The 17167-nt window shown below is 60.5% G+C and carries 14 protein-coding genes; 10 read left to right on the top strand and 4 right to left on the bottom strand.

Going from position 1 to position 17167, the window contains the following annotated elements:
* Positions 1-103: 103 nt before the first annotated feature.
* From KI236_RS06760 to KI236_RS06745, 4 genes are all read right to left on the bottom strand, one after another.
* The gene (locus tag KI236_RS06760; RefSeq protein ID WP_212820442.1) at positions 104-1210 is read right to left on the bottom strand and encodes a peptidyl-prolyl cis-trans isomerase; all 1107 of its coding nucleotides are present in this window, start codon (positions 1208-1210) and stop codon (positions 104-106) included.
* Positions 1207-4755, bottom strand: a complete 3549-nt coding sequence (gene mfd, locus KI236_RS06755; RefSeq protein WP_228738102.1) for a transcription-repair coupling factor — start codon at positions 4753-4755, stop codon at positions 1207-1209. Before mfd ends, KI236_RS06760 begins: the two co-directional genes overlap by 4 nt.
* A gap of 250 nt (positions 4756-5005) precedes the next feature.
* A complete protein-coding gene (gene pth / locus KI236_RS06750; RefSeq protein ID WP_212820440.1) occupies positions 5006-5590 on the bottom strand; it encodes an aminoacyl-tRNA hydrolase in 585 nt (194 codons plus the stop codon).
* A gap of 99 nt (positions 5591-5689) precedes the next feature.
* The gene (locus KI236_RS06745; RefSeq protein ID WP_212820438.1) at positions 5690-6649 is read right to left on the bottom strand and encodes a ribose-phosphate pyrophosphokinase; all 960 of its coding nucleotides are present in this window, start codon (positions 6647-6649) and stop codon (positions 5690-5692) included.
* A gap of 521 nt (positions 6650-7170) precedes the next feature.
* Here KI236_RS06745 and KI236_RS06740 point away from each other — a divergent pair.
* The 10 genes from KI236_RS06740 to pstC all read left to right on the top strand — a co-directional run bounded on the left by KI236_RS06740 (position 7171) and on the right by pstC (position 17166).
* Positions 7171-7668 carry a tRNA (cytidine(34)-2'-O)-methyltransferase gene (locus KI236_RS06740; protein ID WP_212820437.1) on the top strand — a complete coding sequence of 166 codons (498 nt, stop codon included), beginning with the start codon at positions 7171-7173 and terminating at the stop codon, positions 7666-7668.
* Between the two features lie 142 nt (positions 7669-7810).
* The gene (locus KI236_RS06735; protein WP_212820436.1) at positions 7811-9079 is read left to right on the top strand and encodes a phosphoglycerate kinase; all 1269 of its coding nucleotides are present in this window, start codon (positions 7811-7813) and stop codon (positions 9077-9079) included.
* A gap of 81 nt (positions 9080-9160) precedes the next feature.
* Complete coding sequence (gene tpiA, locus KI236_RS06730; protein ID WP_212820434.1) at positions 9161-9934, top strand: triose-phosphate isomerase; 774 nt, start codon at positions 9161-9163, stop codon at positions 9932-9934.
* 26 nt (positions 9935-9960) lie between these two features.
* Positions 9961-11472 carry a 2,3-bisphosphoglycerate-independent phosphoglycerate mutase gene (gene gpmI, locus KI236_RS06725; protein WP_212820432.1) on the top strand — a complete coding sequence of 504 codons (1512 nt, stop codon included), beginning with the start codon at positions 9961-9963 and terminating at the stop codon, positions 11470-11472.
* Positions 11473-11654: 182 nt separating this feature from the next.
* On the top strand, positions 11655-12299 hold the full coding sequence (locus tag KI236_RS06720) for a M23 family metallopeptidase (RefSeq protein ID WP_212820430.1): 645 nt from the start codon (positions 11655-11657) through the stop codon (positions 12297-12299).
* Positions 12300-12663: 364 nt separating this feature from the next.
* Complete coding sequence (gene epsC, locus KI236_RS06715) at positions 12664-13542, top strand: serine O-acetyltransferase EpsC (RefSeq protein WP_212820428.1); 879 nt, start codon at positions 12664-12666, stop codon at positions 13540-13542.
* Positions 13543-13689: 147 nt separating this feature from the next.
* The gene (locus KI236_RS06710; RefSeq protein WP_212820427.1) at positions 13690-14382 is read left to right on the top strand and encodes an AzlC family ABC transporter permease; all 693 of its coding nucleotides are present in this window, start codon (positions 13690-13692) and stop codon (positions 14380-14382) included.
* Positions 14379-14714 (top strand): branched-chain amino acid transporter permease, encoded by a 336-nt coding sequence (locus tag KI236_RS06705; protein WP_212820425.1) that lies wholly within the window; start codon positions 14379-14381, stop codon positions 14712-14714. The genes KI236_RS06710 and KI236_RS06705 overlap by 4 nt, the downstream gene beginning before the upstream one ends.
* A gap of 299 nt (positions 14715-15013) precedes the next feature.
* A complete protein-coding gene (locus KI236_RS06700; RefSeq protein WP_212820423.1) occupies positions 15014-15856 on the top strand; it encodes a phosphate ABC transporter substrate-binding protein in 843 nt (280 codons plus the stop codon).
* Positions 15857-16233: 377 nt separating this feature from the next.
* On the top strand, positions 16234-17166 hold the full coding sequence (gene pstC, locus KI236_RS06695; protein WP_212820421.1) for a phosphate ABC transporter permease subunit PstC: 933 nt from the start codon (positions 16234-16236) through the stop codon (positions 17164-17166).
* Position 17167 lies beyond the last annotated feature (1 nt).

Genomic DNA, 17167 nt, shown 5'->3' with positions numbered 1-17167 from the left:
ATGGTCAAAAGATACAAAAATGGGTCGCAAAACAAAGATTGTTATTTATGGCAAAGAAATGCGCAAATCTTTCGTTGTTTTGACGAATAAAAACGGGCCCTTTTCAGGACTGGGGCGTTGTATTCGTGTCTGCGGAGGCGCCGGTGTCCGTGTTGGCAGCGGAGAGCTGGGTGCGCAGGGTCAGGAGCTTGGTGTAGAACTTGCCGGCATCGAGCCTGTCGAAGTAGCGGCTGCTGTAACGCACGCCGGCATTCTCGCGCATATCGTCCAGGGTGGCGTTGAACATTTTGTCCACCACGGCGGCGGTGTTCAGACTCTTGCGCACGAACACATAGTAACCGCTTTGGGTCTGCACCACATCGCTGACCTCTCCCTCGGCCAAGGCGGCCAGGGCGGCGGCATTGACACTGCCCAGGTCGGCGGCAGCGGCGGTCTCTCCGGCGGCGGTGGCCTGCAGGGCCATCTCCTGGGCGATCTCCAGATAGGTGGCCTCCTTATCCTCGGCGCTGCGCAGGCGTGCTACGGCAGCCTCCGCCTGGGCCAGAGTGGCTGCGTCGGTGTCCTCGGTGCCGGTAACGGACCAGTGCAGGGGCAGGAAGGTGTAGTATTCATGGGACTTGGCGAAGCTGTCGATCTCCTCCTGGGCGGGGTAGAGGACGCCGCCCTCGGTGCAGTAGGCACTGTAAAGCTGGGCATAGAGGAAATACACCCGGTTGATCTGCTGGAAGCCCTCGTCCGTGAGCCCCATGAGCTCCAGCTGCTTGGCATAGCCCTCTTCGCCGCCGTAATAGGTCACATACTGCTGGCGCTGGGCGTCCAGCTGGGCCTGGGACTCCTGGGAGAGCTCAATGCCCGCCTTCTGGGCCCAGTTGCGCACCACGGCGTAAAGGGTCACCGTCCGCTGGGCATCCTCCAGGGCATACTGGCCGTAGGTCATATTGCCGCCCACGGCGGTGCTGAAGTCCACATTGCCGCCCATGTAGGAGGACAGATAATCGCAGTCGTAGGCCAGCCAGTAGAGAAACTCCTCTGCGGTCACGGGCTGCTTATTCACGGTCATGAGGGTGGCGTCGGGATGGATGCCGCTGGCTTCATAGAAAATGCCGTCGGTGCGCTTGCCGCCGGGCATATTCCCCATAAGCGACACACAGGCCACCAGTACCACAGAGGCCAAAAGTCCGGCCAGAGCGCGAATGATAAGTTTTTTCATAGCTTTTCTCCTTCTGTTTGGGGCTTGCTGCCCGTATATTCGTCCTGCTTCAGCCGCAGATTTTCGGTGAGAACCGAGGCGGCCTGCAAGGCATTTTCTTTTTCTTTCAAATAAAGGGACAGATAGGGCTGGCTCCCGGAGTGCAGCAAAAGCCGGCCCTTATAGGACACCATCGTACAAAGGGCCAAGAGGCTGGGCGGGTCCACCCGATCCGTAAAGCGGAAGAGGAGCTGGTTTCCCTTTTGGGAAATGTCGCAGATGCCCACATTGGCCGCGTCCGCACGGAGCAGAGCCACCTCCAAAAGAGTCGTTACGGCCCGGGGCGGGTCGCCGAAGCGGTCCAGCAGCTCGTCCAGAATGTCCCGGGAGTCCTCCACCGAACGAATGGCCGCAATGCGGCGGTACAGGTCCATCCGCTGCTTGGGCTGGGGGATATAGTGCTCGGGGATGTAGGCCGCCACGGTGAGGTCGGCAGAGCATTCGGGCCGAATTTCCGCGGCCTTTCCCTGCTGCTCCAGCACGGCGTCGTTTAAGAGCTTCAAATACATATCGTAGCCCACGCTCATCATATAGCCCGACTGCTCCGCGCCCAGCAGATTGCCTGCTCCGCGAATCTCCAGATCCCGCATGGCGATCTTGAACCCGGAGCCGAACTCCACATACTCCCGTATGGCCGTGAGGCGCTTGCCGGCCTCCTCCGTCAAAATCTTTCCCTGACGGTAGGTGAGGTAAGCGTAGGCCCGCCGGGGGCTGCGCCCGATGCGCCCGCGAATTTGGTGGAGCTGGCTCAGACCCATGCGGTCGGCATCCTCGATGATAAGGGTGTTCACATTGGGAATGTCGATGCCCGTTTCGATGATGGTGGTGCAGACCAGGACCTGAATGTCCCCCTCCGCCATATCCTGCATCACCCGGCTCAGCTGGCTCTCGCTCATTTTTCCGTGGGCGATGCCGATGGAGACATCGTCTCCTAGGAGCTGGCGGATGCGCCCGGCGGCGGCTTCGATATTCTCCACCCGGTTATGCAGGTAGTATACCTGCCCGCCCCGGTCAAGCTCCCGGCGCATGGCCTCGGCCAGAATGCCCCAGTCGTGCTCCAGCACATAGGTCTGCACCGGCTGGCGGTCCCGGGGCGGCTCCTCGATGGCGGACATATCCCGTATGCCCGAAAGAGCCATATTCAAGGTTCGGGGAATAGGGGTGGCCGAGAGGGTCAGGGTATCCACCTGGGCCGAGCGCTGTCTGAGCTGCTCCTTGGCCGTTACGCCGAAGCGCTGCTCCTCGTCGATAATCAGCAGTCCCAGGTCGTGAAAGGTAACATTTTTTTGCAGCAGCTTATGGGTGCCGATGAGCAGGTCCACCTTTCCCTGGGCTGTGCGCTCCAGAATTTCCTTTACCTGCTTGGGACTGCGGAAACGGCTCAGCACCTCCACCGTTACGGGAAAGCTGCGGAAACGGCTTACGGCGGTGGCGTAATGCTGCTGGGCCAGCACCGTGGTGGGCACCAAAATGGCCGCCTGCTTGCCGTCTAAAATGCACTTCATCACCGCCCGGAGGGCTACCTCCGTTTTTCCGTAGCCCACATCGCCGCACAGGAGCCGGTCCATGGGCCGGGGCTGCTCCATGTCGCTTTTGATCTCCCGGATGCACCGGAGCTGGTCGTCGGTCTCCGTGTAGGGGAAGGCCTCCTCAAACTCCTGCTGCCACGGGGAATCCGGCGAGAAGGCAAAGCCCTCCAGCCGCTGCCGCCGGGCGTACAGGTCGATAAGCCCCTTGGCCAGGTCTTTGGCGGCGGCCTTGGCCCGATGGGTGGTCTTGGCCCACTCGGTGCCGCCCAGCTTGTTTAACTTGGTATGGCCGGTGTCCTCCCCGGTGCCGATGTACTTGCTCACCAGGTCCAGCTGGGTGGCCGGGACATACAGGCAGTCGCTGCCGGCGTAGGCGATCTTGATATAGTCCTTCTCCACCCCGTCCACCGGCAGACGCATCATAGAAACGAAACGCCCGATGCCGTGGTGCTGATGCACCACCAGGTCTCCGGGGGTCAGGTCGGCGTAGGACTGGAGCCTTTGTCTTGTGGGGTCATTCTTGGGTGCGGCCTTGCGCCGGGGCTCCTTGCCGGAGACCCGGGCCGTCAGCTGCCCCTCGGTGAGGACTGCCAACTGCAGCCCCGGGTATTCGCTTCCGGCGCTGAGGGTGCCCAGGGCGATCAGCGCCTGCCCCTTTTTCGGCATGGCGTGGCCGGAAAAATCCAGCGCCGCCGGGATTTTTCGCTCCCGCAGCAGCCGCTGCAGATTCTCCGCCCGGACCCGACCTCCGCACAGCACCAGCACCCGGTAGCCCGAGGTGAGATAGTGGGTCAGATCGGTGACGGCGGTCTCCAGGCTGCCGCCGTATACGGACAGCTGCTTGGCCGCCACCTGCACCATGGCCTTGGGCTCCAACAGAAAACGGCTGGTGGGCAGGCTCTCCATCTGGCACACCGGGAAGCCGCCCAAAAAGTGAACCAACTCCTCCCGGTCCCACTGCAGCCGGGAAAATTCTCCGGCCAGCACGCCGCTTTCCTCCGATGCCACAATATCCTGGTGCCGCTGCCAAAGCCACTGCTTCAGCCCCTCGGCAACCCGCCCGCTTTCACTGATGCACACCAGCGCGCCCTTCGGCAGATAGTCCGCCGGGCAGGAAAACTCCTCATACACCGCCGCCATATAGCGGTCGCCGCCGCCGGGGATGACTCCTGCCTGCAGCGCCGCCGCATCGGCGCGCAGGGTGGCACAGAGTTGGGCGGTTTCATCCTTTTTTTCATAGCGCCGGGCGGCCTTTTCCAAAATCTCCGCCGCCTCCGGGCGGCACCCGGGAAGCACCTCTGCCGCCGGCAGCAGCACGGCCCGGTCGATATTCTCCGTTCGACGCTGGGTGCCGGGGTCAAACCGCCCCAGGGCGTCGATCTCATCATCAAAAAAGTCGCAGCGCACAGGCTGCTCTCCCTCCGGGGAGAACACATCCAATATGCCGCCCCGCAGAGCAAACTGCCCGGGTCCCTCCACCTGGTCGCACCGGGTATAGCCGGCGTCCGCCAGATCCCGGCAAAGCTGCGCCGGGTCATAGCGCTGACCCGGCTCCAGAACCCGCACCGCCGAGGAAAGCACCTGGGGCGGAATGCACCGCTGACACAGAGCCTCGGCGGTGGTGAGGATCACCGGCGGCTTTTCCACCAGCATTCGGTGCAGGGCCGCCATGCGCCGGTAGTCCCATTGGCGGCTTCCCACCGTCTCCGGGCGCAGATGCATCTCCCGGCCCGGCAGCCACAGAGCCGGTTCTCCCAGGAGACCCTCCAGGTCCCCGGCAAAGCGCCGGCACTCCCGCTCGTCGGCGCACACAAGCACCAAGGGCCGCTTAACGGCCCGACTCAGCGCCGCCGATAAAAGCACCCGATGCACAGGGGACAGCCCGGTCATCACAGCGCTGGGGCAGCCGCTCTCCAGCTCCCGACGGATGTGCTCTACCTCCGCCAGACCCAGCAGCTCCTGCAAAAGTCCGTTCAACTTGTCCCCTCCTTTCCAGCCATCCTATCAAACCTAACTGAAATATAGCTTAATACAATTATAGCAAAAAGCCTCGCAGAGTTTGCCGCCCGCAGGCGGCAAAAAATTGGGATCATTTTTCACCGCGACATGCGCGTGGGGAAAAATTCCTCTCAGGCTGCCAGTGTGGAATTTTGAGCCAAGGGCTCAAAATTATGCGCGCAGCAGACTGCAAACCTTTTGGCAGAAAAAACGAAGTTTTTTCGCCAGCTCAGTTGAATTTATTCATGGCCTTATCCATCCCCAGGGTGATGACCGCCGCAATGGCCCGGGCCGCCCGGTCCAGGGTGTCCAGAAGGATCTTCTGCTCCTCACCCATGGGCATACCGATGACCCAGTCTACCACCTCATAGCCCGCCTGCTTGGGGGAGCCTACGCCCACCTTGATCCGGGGGAAACGGTCGCTGCCCAGGTGCTGGATGATATTTTTAAGCCCGTTGTGCCCTCCGGCGGACCCGGAGGCCCGCAGCCGCAGCTTTCCCACGGGCAGGTCAATGTCGTCGGACACCACCAGAATATGCTCCGGCGGGATCTTATAGAATCGAGCCGCCGCGCCTACGGACTCTCCGGAGAGGTTCATGTAGGTCTGGGGCTTCATCACCAGGATCTTCTCCTCACCCAGCTTCCACTCCGCCGTCCAGGCCTTGAAGCGCAGCTTATTAAAGCGCAGCTTTTCCTGCTCCGCCAGCCGATCCACAGCCAAAAAGCCCATGTTGTGCCGGGTGCTTTCAAACCGTGCGCCGGGGTTGCCCAGGCCCACCACCAGCCAGGTAAAGCCGCTCTGCCTCAAAAACATATCCTCACGCTCCTGCAAAAGTTTTGGTCGGGCGAGAATGACTCGCCCGACCATTATAGCACGAATAAGCCGGTTTGACCAGCCGATTTCTCCCGACGCTCAGTTGAAGAGCTTGGCAATGGAGATCTCCTGATAAATGCGCTCGATAGCCTCGGCAAACATGGGCGCCACGGACAGATACTTGATCTTGCCGCAGCTCTCGCCGAAGGCCACGGGCAGGGTGTTCAGCAGGGCCAACTCCTGAATGGGGCTCTCGGCAATACGCTCCAGAGCGGGGCCGTCCAGCAGGCCGTGAGAGGCGCAGGCGTACACATTGCGAGCCCCGCCCACCTCCACGATGGCCCGGGCGGCGTTGCAGAGGGAGCCGGCGGTGTCCACCATGTCGTCAAAGAGGATGCAGTCCTTCCCGGCCACATCGCCGATGACATTCATTACCTCACAGTGATTGGCCTTCTGCCGACGCTTATCCACAATGGCCAGACCCATGTGCAGCTTCTGGGCGAAGGTGCGGCTCCGGGCCACGCTGCCCACATCGGGAGACACCACCACCATGTCCTCCACCGCGCCGCCGAACTTCTTGGCATAGTAGTCAACGAACACGGGATTGCCCAGCAGGTTATCCACGGGGATGTCGAAAAAGCCCTGGATCTGGGCGGCGTGCAGGTCCATGGTCAGCACCCGGTCCGCCCCTGCGGCGGTGAGCATATTGGCCACCAGCTTGGCGCTGATGGGGTCGCGGCTCTTAGCCTTGCGGTCCTGCCGGGCATAGCCGAAGTAGGGCACCACGGCGGTGACGCGGCCTGCGGAGGCGCGCTTGCAGGCATCGATCATGATGAGCAGCTCCATGAGGCTGTCGTTGACGGGCTTGCAGGTGGAGTTGATAAGAAAGACATCGCTGCCGCGAACAGTCTCGTACAGGGAGACAGAGGCCTCGCCGTCGGCGAAATGCGTCACCTCGGCGTCGCCCAGCTTGGTGCCGATGATCTGGCAGATCTCCTTTGCCAGGGCGGGGTTGGCATTGCCGGTGAAGATCTTGATGTCCTTACCATGAGAAATCATTTTGAAATACACTCACTTTCTTTCGTTATCCGAAAACTTTTCTCTCTCGATGTATACGAACGGAGCGTCGGCGCAGATACTTCCTATGCAAAGAAAAACCGCCAAACGCTTTATAAGGCCGCCCCTCCTTGGCCACGCCGAAGGAGAGAGCAAGCCGCAGCGTCAGCGGTTTGGCGGAAACAGCCCCGCGGGAACGCGGAGCGGTACGAATCTGCATCCCATGGGACTACACTTCCTTTCCGTTCTGTTTTCCCTTTCATTATACCAGCATTTCTCGTAAAATCCAGTGTTTTTCCTAAAAAAAGAAAAAAATTTTTCATCTTGGAGAAAAACACCGCAGCCCTTGAAAAAATCAGGGGTATTTTGCACTCTCCGTCCCTAAAAAACCTGGATTCAAAGAAATAATTCGCAAAAAATCCCATTTTGCGGTTGAATTTCCATTTCCTTTGCATTACAATAGGCAGAGTATCTGTAAAATGCAAAAATATGCCCCTGCATTTGGCACAAAAAGGAGCCGTCCCATGCTGAACATCGTCCTCGTCGAGCCGGAGATCCCTCAAAACTGCGGCAATATCGCCCGCACCTGCGCCGCCACCGGCAGCCGGCTGCACCTGGTCCGCCCCCTGGGCTTCGATATATCCGAGCGCGCCGTGCGCCGGGCGGGTCTGGACTACTGGCATCTGGTCCGGGTGTGCGACTATGAAAACCTGGAGGCGCTGTTTGCCCTCCACCCGGAGGCAAAGGACGACCTGTGGCTTGCCACCACCAAGGCACCCCGGGACTATACCCGGGCCCAATTCTCCCCGGACTGCTGGCTGTTTTTCGGCAAGGAAACGGCGGGGCTGCCGGAGTCCTTTCGCCGGGAGCACTATGACCGCTGCATCCGCCTGCCCATGCGGGAGGAGGCCCGCAGCCTGAATCTCAGCAACTCTGTGGCCATTCTGACCTACGAGGCCCTCCGGCAAAACCATTTCCCGGGCCTGCTGGGCACGGGCGAAATGAAAAATAATATAAAATAATATAAATAGTAAGTAACCTGTTGTTGCGAGGGGGGAGAGCTACGCCCCTACGCACCCTCATGAAACCATACCGTAGGGGCGGACGCCCCTGTTTCCCCGCACCACTCACCCCGTTATCACAATCCATCAAGGAGATTATTATATGAATTACAACAAAAAGACCGTTGCCGATGTGAATGTTTCCGGCAAAAAAGTCCTTCTGCGCTGTGATTTCAATGTGCCCCAGGATAAGGAGACCGGCACCATCACCAGCGACAAGCGTATTGTGGCGGCCCTGCCCACCATTCGCTACCTGCTGGACCACGGCGCTGCCGTTATCGCCTGCTCCCACCTGGGTAAGCCCGAGCCCGACTTTGATAAATGGGTGAAAAAGCAGAGCGAGAAGGGCAAGGACCCCGCCTCTCTTACCCGGGAGAAATGGGAAAAATCCCTGCAAAAGCTGACCCTGGCCCCGGTGGCGGAGCGGCTGTCCCAGCTTTTGGGACAGGAGGTGCTCTTCGCCCACGATGTGGTGGGGGAGGACGCTACCGCCAAGGCTGCCGCCCTGCAGCCCGGCCAGGTGCTGCTGCTGGAGAACACCCGCTTTGAAAAGGGCGAAACGAAAAACGACCCTGGCTTTGCCGAAAAGCTGGCTTCCCTGGCGGAGATTTATGTGTCCGACGCCTTCGGCGCCGTTCACCGGGCCCACGCCTCCACCGCAGGCGTTGCCAAGTACCTGCCGGCCGTATCCGGGTTCCTTATTGAAAAGGAGCTGCGCATCATCGGCGGCGCATTGGCAAGCCCCAAGCGTCCCCTGGTGGCTATCTTAGGCGGCAGCAAGGTCTCCTCCAAGATCGGCGTTATCAATAACCTTCTGGAGATCGCCGACACCGTCATCATCGGCGGCGGCATGGCCTATACCTTCTCCGCCGCCCAGGGCGGAAGGATCGGCGACTCCCTTCTGGAAAGCGACTGGACGGAGTACGCCCGGGACATGATAAAAAAGGCTGCGGACAAGGGTGTGAAGCTGCTGCTGCCCGTGGACACCGTTATCGCCGACCGCTTCGCCCCGGATGCCGACACCCGGGTGGTCCCTGCCGGAGAGATTCCCGACGGGTGGCAGGGCCTGGACATCGGCCCGGAGACCGTGAAGCTCTATACCCGGGCTGTGTCGGACGCGGGTACCGTCATCTGGAACGGCCCCATGGGCGTATTCGAGTTTGAGAAATTCGCCGCAGGCACCAAGGCTATTGCCGAGGCCCTGAGCAAAACCGACGCCATCACCATCATCGGCGGCGGCGACAGCGCGGCTGCCGTGGAGCAGCTGGGCTATGCCGACAAGATGACCCATATTTCAACCGGCGGCGGCGCCTCTCTGGAGTTTTTGGAGGGCAAGGAGCTGCCCGGCGTCGCGTGCCTGCTGGATAAGTAATGGACAGCCGCGCCGAGGGCGAACCATTTCCCTGTTTTTGGGGAGATCAATATAAAAAAGTAGGAGTTAAATGAAAAAGCTATGAATCGCAGATACCGCAAAACCATCATCGCCGGCAACTGGAAGATGAATAAAACCGCCTCCGAAACGAAGAAATTCGCCGAGGAGCTTAAACGCCTGCTCCCCCGCACCAAATGGTGCGACATCGTGGTGTGCGTTCCGGCCGTAAATATCCCCGCCGCCTTGAAGGCCTTCAAGGATCTTCGGGTCTCCGTGGGCGCACAGAATGTTTTTTATGAAAAAAGCGGCGCCTATACCGGCGAAGTATCGGCGGATATGCTGAAGGATCTGGGCGTAAAATATGTTATCGTCGGCCACTCCGAGCGGCGGCAGATGTTCGGCGAAACAGACTTTTCCGTGAACAAAAAGGTCATCGCTGCCCTGGAGGCTGACCTGCACCCCATTATCTGCGTGGGCGAGACCCTGGACCAGCGGGAGCTGGGGGTGACTATGGAGCTCATCGCCCTGCAGGTGAAGTCCGCTCTGGCAGGCGTACCCGCCGAGAAGGCACGCAGGTGCGTCATTGCCTATGAGCCCGTGTGGGCCATCGGCACCGGCAAGACCGCCACCGCCCAGCAGGCCGCCGAGGTCTGCACCTTTATCCGCGCCACCATCCGCCACCTGTACGGCGCCCGCATCGCCCGGTCCGTGACCGTGCAGTACGGCGGCTCCATGAAACCGTCCAACGCCCGGGAGCTGCTGGCGGAGCTGGATATCGACGGCGGCCTCATCGGCGGCGCGTCCCTGGAAGCGGAGCAGTTTATCGAGATCATCAATGCGGCCAACCAAGGCTGAGCAGCCGGAAAAGCGAGGAAATCGTTATGAATAAAACACCCACTGTACTGATTATTATGGATGGCTTCGGCATGGGCACCCCCGGCCCCGGGAACGCTGTTTATTTGGCCAACACCCCGGTGCTGGATCGCCTCTTTGCCGACAATGCCCACACCACCCTCTCCGCCTCCGGACTGGATGTGGGTCTGCCCGCCGGGCAGATGGGAAACAGCGAGGTGGGCCACACCAACATCGGCGGAGGCCGGGTGGTCTTTCAGGACCTGCCCCGGATCAGCCGGGCTATCGAAAGCGGCGAGTTTTTCAAAAATCCCGCCTACAACAAGGCCATGGACGACTGCCTGGAAAAGGGCACCAGTCTGCATCTGTACGGCCTGCTCTCCGACGGCGGCGTACACTCCACCGTGGAGCACCTGTGGGCTCTGCTGAAAATGGCCAAGGACAAGGGGCTGGAGAAGGTCTACATCCACGCCTTTTTGGACGGGCGGGATGTGTCCCCCACCAGCGGCAAGGATTTTGTGGCCCAGTGCCGGAAAAAGTGTACGGAGATCGGCGTAGGTAAGATCGCCACCGTCATGGGCCGGTACTATGCCATGGACCGGGACAAGCGCTGGGAGCGCCTGCAGATGGCCTACGACGCCATGGTATACGGCGAGGGCGTGCAGAACGAAGACCCGGTGGACGCCGTGGCAAAGAGCTATGAAAGCGGCGTGACGGATGAGTTCATGGAGCCGGTGGTCTGCGACAGCCAGGGCACCATTTCCAACAACGACAGCATCATCTTCTTCAACTATCGGCCCGACCGGGCCCGGGAGATCACCCGGGCCATAGTGGACCCGGAGTTTGACGGCTTTCCCCGGGAGTTCTTCCCCACTACCTATGTCTGCAACACCGAGTACGACGCCTCCATGCCCAATGTGCTGGTGGCCTGGCCCCGGATCCCTGTGAAGAACGGACTGGGTGAATATCTCAGCTCCATGGGCATGACCCAGCTGCGTATCGCCGAGACGGAGAAGTACGCCCATGTGACCTTCTTCTTCAACGGCGGTGTGGAGAAGCAGTATCCCGGGGAGGACCGGGTGCTGGTGCCCTCGCCCAAGGTGGCCACCTACGACCTGCAGCCGGAGATGAGCGCCTATGAGGTCTGCGACAAGTGCGTGGAGCGCATCCGGAGCGGGGAATACGATGTGGTGATCCTGAACTTTGCCAACTGCGACATGGTGGGCCACACCGGCGTGCTGCCTGCCGCCATCAAGGCGGTGGAGACGGTGGACGAGTGTGTGGGCAAGGTGGTGGACGCCACCCTGGAGATGGGCGGCATCGCCATGATCACCGCCGACCACGGCAACGCCGAGCAGATGGTGCAGCCCGACGGCAGCCCCATGACCGCCCACACCACCAACCGGGTGCCCTTCATCCTCTGCGGCGCCGGCACCGAGCTGCGCCAGGGCCGCCTGGCGGACATCGCTCCCACGATCCTGGATGTGATGGGACTGGCCTGCCCGGAGGAGATGGACGGAAAGAGCCTGATCGTTCGGTGATTTGGCTGGGAGAAAATTCATTCGGCTGCTATTTTGAAAATGTTGTAAATTCTTATAATTGTATAAAAATCTCACTGTCTGTGCATACTGCAGGCAGTGAGATTTTTTATGCAAGAATTCGGTGGCCGCAGACCGGTTCCTCTGCGGCAGGCGGCCCAGCGGCCGCAGGAAGGGTGAATACAATGAGTCGAATGAATCACGACAAGACCAAGAGCTTTTTCGGTGGCCGGGGCTTTTACATAGCCCTGGTGCTATGCCTGGCCGTGGTGGGCGTGGCCGGGTACCTCGCCTTGTTGCAGCAGGCGGAGGTGGCCCGGGAGGACCGGGACACCCCGGTGGTGCAGCAGGAGCCGGTGGAGGACATCCAGCGGGCCCAGGCACCCGAGCCGGTGGAGGAGACCCTGAAGCCGGAGGAGCTGCTGCCCCAGGTTTGCTCGCCCCTGGACGGGACTACGGTGACGGTGTTCAGCATGACGGAGCTGCTGTATGACGAGACCATGGCGGACTGGCGGACCCACAGCGGCATCGACATCAAGGCCGAGGAGGGGGACGCGGTGAAAACCGCCGCCGACGGCGTGGTGAAGGAGGTGCGGTACGATGATCTCATGGGCGTGACGGTGGTCATTACCCACGAGGACGGATACGAGACCCAATACAGCTGCCTCCAGCAGGAGCCGCCGGTGGAGCAGGGCAAGACTGTGAAGGCCGGGGACATCATCGGTCTGGTGGGGTCTACCGCCAGTGCCGAGGCGGATGTGGGGCCGCACCTGCATTTCTCCGTGAGCAAGGACGGGAAGGTCATTGACCCGGCGGAGTATGTGCAGTGAAAAGGGAATAGGGACGGAGGCTGCCGAAAAAACTGGGAGTTTTTTCGGCAGCCTTGTCAACCGATGATACCTATCCAAGAGATGGGTTTGTTTTTTTGTGCAGGTTGCCTCTTGCATTTGGGCCGGTTTTACCATATACTACAGCATTAGATAGATTTAGGAGGCAGAGTATGGACCACTTTGCGATGTGTAACTGCTGCAAGGCCGTGTGTATGGCCTGTTGTTGTTGCGCCCATTTTGGTCATGTATGCTCTGCGGGTGTGCCGGAGATTTGAGCTCGGCGGCACAGTGTTATAGCAATCGGCAGAGGGTGCATGAGGCGCCCTCTGTTTTTATTTGGATTTCGTTTCGGGAGTGAAAATGTATGATGAGTGAAAACCATATCTGCGCCGCCGCCAAGGCCATGGCGCAAACCTACACCACGGCATCCGTGCCCCTGTACGGCAAAAAGCTGCGGCTGCCCGACCGGCAGGCGGTGATCCTACTGATCAAGGACATCCGGCGGCTGATCTTCCCGGCGTACTACGGGGAGGCGGCGCTTATGAGCCTGGCTCCGGAGGACTACGCGGCGCTGCTCTTAGAGCGCATTGAAAAGCAGCTTTTCAGCCAGATCGCCCTGGCGCTGCCCGAGGAGCAGGAGCTGCAGGCCCAGGAGCTGGCCGCGGAAATGGTGACGCGCCTGCCCAAAATCGCCCAAAAGGTGCAGCTGGATCTGGAGGCTACCTTTGACGGGGACCCGGCGGCGGGGTCCCGGGAGGAGATACTGTTCTCTTATCCGGGGTTGTTTGCCATCCTGGTATACCGGGTGGCCCATGAGCTGTATCAGATGAAGGTGCCTATTCTGCCCCGGATGATGTCCGAATACGCCCACAGCCACACGGGCATCGACATCCACCCCGGCGCGCAGATCGGCGACTACTTCTTTATTGACCACGGCACGGGCATTGTGGTGGGCGAGACCACGGTTATAGGCGACAGAGTGAAGCTGTATCAGGGCGTGACCCTGGGAGCCCTCTCTCCCCGGGATGGCCACCACTCCCGGCCCGGCAAGCGGCACCCCACGGTGGAGGACGATGTGACCATCTACTCCGGCGCGTCCATTTTGGGCGGCGAGACGGTCATTGGCCGGGGCAGCGTGGTGGGCGGCAACGCCTTCCTCACCGGGTCTGTGCAGGAGGACACAAGGGTGGTCATCCATGCCCCGGAGACGGTGTTCAAGCACCGAAACGAAGAACACAAATAATGGATAGCGAAACGCAGGCGCACATTTCTCAAGAAATGTGCGCTTGTTTTTTCGCTTTTGGGGGGATTTATTGGTGCGTTCCTTATTGTGTTTTTAGGAAAAGCAGGGTAAAATAGGCGAAGAACTTTGAATTTGGAGGTGGAGGCCATGAACGGGACGGGACGCTCCCTGGGGCGTACATTGGCTGCCGCGTTCCCTCACACGGTGCCGGTTTTGACGGGCTACCTGGTGCTGGGGATGGCCTACGGCGTGCTGATGCAGGCTAAGGGGTACGGGGCTATTTGGGCGTTTCTCATGAGCGCGGTGGCCTTTTGCGGGAGCATGCAGTTCGTGGCTATCACACTGCTGACGGGCGCCTTTGACCCGGTGGGGGCGTTTCTCATGAGCCTGATGGTGAACGCCCGGCACCTGTTTTACGGGGTGTCCATGCTGGGAAAATACCGGGGCATGGGCTGGGCAAAGGTGCCGCTGGTCTACACACTCAGCGACGAGACCTTCTCTATTGTATCCTCTGTGGAGCCGCCGGAGGGCGTGAGGGCCCGGGACTTTTACCTGGCGGTGTCGGTTTTGGACTATATCTACTGGGTGGGCGGCTCGGTGCTGGGGGCCCTGGCGGGGAAGTTCATCCGATTTGACACCACGGGGCTGGACTTCGCGCTGACGGGGCTGTTTGTGGTGCTGTTTATCGAGCAGGTGAAAAATCCGGAAAACCGCAGGAGCGGTGTCATCGGAATGGCATGCACTGTGGCGGCGCTGGCGGTGTTCGGTGCGGACAAACTGGTGATACCGGCGATGATTTTGGTGCTGGTGGTATTGCTGCTGGGGAGGAAAAAGCTATGACTTTGACGAATGTGCAGGCACTGGGCATTGTGCTGGCGGTGACGCTGGGGACGGTGATCACGCGCTTTTTGCCCTTTGTGCTGTTTCCGGACAGCAGGCCGGTGCCGAAGATTGTGGAGTATTTAGGGCGGACGCTGCCGGCGGCCATGATGGGACTTTTGGTGGTGTACTGCCTGCGGAATGTGGACATTGCCGCCGCACCACACGGGCTGCCGGAGCTCATCGCCCTGGCGGTGGTGACGGGGCTGCACCTGTGGAAGGGGAATGTGCTGCTGTCCATCGGTGTGGGTACGGCGGTGTACATGGTGCTGGTGCAGGCGGTGTTTGTGTGAGAATTGGGAATATGGGATTTTGGCCCTCGGCGGTTGCCGGGGGCTTTTTTATTTCGAGAGGAAAGCGGGCGGGTGCGGGGAAGAATCCCGCCCCTACGAAGATGCTACAAGCAGTGCTGGGGCCGACCCCTCCGTCAGCTCCCCTTGCGCAGGGTGGCCTTTTTGGAGGGGGATTTGGGAGCTTGAAAAATTTGATGTAAATTTTACACGATCTTTCTTTCGGACTTAACACAGGAGTTTTACTATGAATCCAGAGCAAGAGGCAAATATCCATTACAAAAGAAAGAAGGTTTTCAAAAATGAAAAAAGTAATTTGCTTGGTACTGGCTGCGGTACTGGCCCTGAGCTTGGCGGCCTGCGGCAGCAAGGACAGTGACAACAAGGGCGGCGACACCGCTCTGACCGGGAAGGTCTCCACCAACGGCTCCACCTCCATGGACAAGGTCATCGGCGCACTGAAGGAACAGTTTATGCTGGACAACACCGGCGTGACCGTGACCTATGACCCCACCGGCTCCGGCTCCGGCATCGAGGCCGCCTCCAACGGCTCCGCCGACATCGGCCTTTCCTCCCGGGCGCTGAAGGACGAGGAGAAGGCCAATGGTCTGGAGGGCACTGTGGTGGCTCTGGACGGCATCGCCATTATCGTCAACGCAAACAGCACCGTGACAGACCTCTCCGTGGAGCAGATCGCCAAGATCTTCACCGGCGAGATCACCGACTGGAGTGAGGTGGGCGGCACCGCAGGCACGATCTCCTGCATTGGCCGTGAGTCCGGCAGCGGCACGAGAGACGGCTTCGAGTCCATCACCAAGACCAAGGACGCCTGCAAGCTGGACCAGGAGCTGACCTCCACCGGCGGCGTTATCGAGGCCGTGGCTGGCAACCCCAACGCCATCGGCTATGCCTCCCTCTCCGCTGTGGAAGGCAAGACCACCGTTAAGGCTGTGACCGTGGGCGGCGTAGCCTGCACCGAGGCCACCGTGCTGGACGGCAGCTATCAGATTCAGCGTCCCTTCGTGTTGGTGACCAAGAGCGGCGCGACCCTCTCTCCCGCCGCACAGGCCTTCTTCGACTTCGCCACCTCTACCGCGGCGGCGGACCTCATCAAGAACGCCGGGGCTGTGCCGGTAGCTAAGTGAGAAATAAACCGAGCAACGGGCGGCCTGGGTGGCCGCCCGTATGCGGTGTGTATTAGGGAAGTGGTGCGGCGCGAGACCGGGCGGCGGGGGCGTTACAAGTAGTACGGTGGTCGGCGGGACACATGGGTCCCGCCCTACAACCACACATTTTGTAGGGCAGGGCCCGCGTGCCCTGCCGTGGGTGCGGTGCGATGTCGGCGGGCGGACAGAGGCGTCCGCCCCTACAAAAATGCGGATGACTTGGCAAGGGCGGGCGGGGTAGAACCCCGCCCCTACGGAGCGTAACAAGAGGTGTGGTAGGGCGGGCGACCGCGAGGGTCGCCCCTGGCAATGACAGGTTTTAAGATGGTTTTTATGAGTTGGAAGGAGAATAAGATATGACGGCTGAGAGTTTGACGGTGGGAGGCACGGTGCGGAAGCGGCGGGGCGCCCGAGAGGCGCACAAGGCCGTGGAGGGCGGTATTCAGGTGGCGTTTCTTCTTTGCGGAACGCTGACTGTGGGGTTTGTGCTGCTCATCAGCATTTACCTGATCCTCTCGGGGCTGCCGGCCATTCGGCAGATCGGGCTGGCGGATTTCCTATTTGGCCGGGTTTGGGACCCCACCAATGCCACCACCGGGGCGGAATTCGGCATTCTACCCTTTATTCTTACCTCTATATACGGCACCGCCGGGGCGGTGGTGCTGGGCGTGCCGGTAGGACTTTTGACGGCGGTATACCTGGCCAAGATCGCCCCGCCCAAGGTGGCTGTGGCCATCCGCACAGCGGTGCAGCTGCTGGCGGGCATCCCGTCAGTGGTTTACGGTCTGGTGGGCATGATCGTGCTGGTGCCGGCCATTCAGCGGACCTTCTCCCTCAGCTCCGGCGCCTGCCTGCTGGCGGCCATGATCGTGCTGGCTATTATGATTTTGCCCAGCATCATCAATGTGGCGGAGAACGCTCTGCGGGCGGTACCCAAGGAATATGAGGAGGCCAGCCTGGCCCTGGGGGCCACGAAGCTGGAGACCTATTTCAAGGTGACGCTTCCGGCGGCGGGCAGCGGCGTGGCGGCGGCCATCGTCCTGGGCATGGGACGGGCCATCGGCGAGGCTATGGCGATTATCATGGTGTCGGGCAATGTGTCCAATATGCCGTCCATCTTTGCGCCGGTGCGGTTTTTGACCACGGGCATCGTGTCCGGCATGGGCTATGCCCAGGTGGGAAGCCTGTATCACCAGGCCCTGTTTTCCATCGGGCTGGTGCTGTTCCTGTTTATCATGCTCATCAATGTGCTTTTGAATGTACTCATCAAAAAGAAAGGGGATGCGTAAT

It is taken from the genome of Vescimonas fastidiosa, from assembly GCF_018326305.1.
Lineage (GTDB): Bacteria > Bacillota > Clostridia > Oscillospirales > Oscillospiraceae > Vescimonas > Vescimonas fastidiosa.
This window is presented reverse-complemented; position numbering and strand designations above follow the sequence as displayed.